This window comes from Neisseria sp. P0001.S005 (assembly GCF_051963715.1).
This window is the reverse complement of record NZ_JBQCTZ010000652.1, coordinates 1-419: the sequence shown is the minus strand read 5'-3', so window position 1 is coordinate 419 and position 419 is coordinate 1. Positions and strand designations below refer to the sequence as shown.

The following is a 419-nucleotide window of genomic DNA, read 5'->3' as shown; positions in this document are numbered from 1 at the left end:
GCCCAAATCGAATTGAGCAACATCGACAAAGCCCGTTTGCGCCCCGAATTTAAATTTTAAAAACCGATTACTTGGAGATTCTAGAAAATGAGTCGCGAAATGTTACAGCTGGCCGAAGCGCTGGCAAGTGAAAAAAACGTTGAAACGGAAGTCGTATTCAAAGCCCTTGAATTCGCCCTCTCTACTGCTGCCAAGAAAAAAGCCGACCGCGAGCACATGGACGTGCGCGTCGAAATCGACCGCGATACCGGCGAATACCAAACCTTCCGCCGCTGGCTGATTGTTGCCGATGAAGACTACACCTACCCCGACGTAGAAAAAACCATCGAGGAAATCCAAGAAGAAATTCCCGGCACAACCATCCAAATCGGCGAATACTACGAAGAGCAGCTGCCAAACGAAGGCTTCGGCCGCCAAGC

1 protein-coding gene is annotated in these 419 nt (G+C 50.1%); it reads left to right on the top strand.

Annotated features, from left to right (window positions below; genetic code table 11):
• Window positions 1-87: 87 nt before the first annotated feature.
• On the top strand, window positions 88-419 hold a 332-nt coding region (locus ACTHSP_RS22205; RefSeq protein ID WP_440347033.1), incomplete at its 3' end, for a NusA N-terminal domain-containing protein.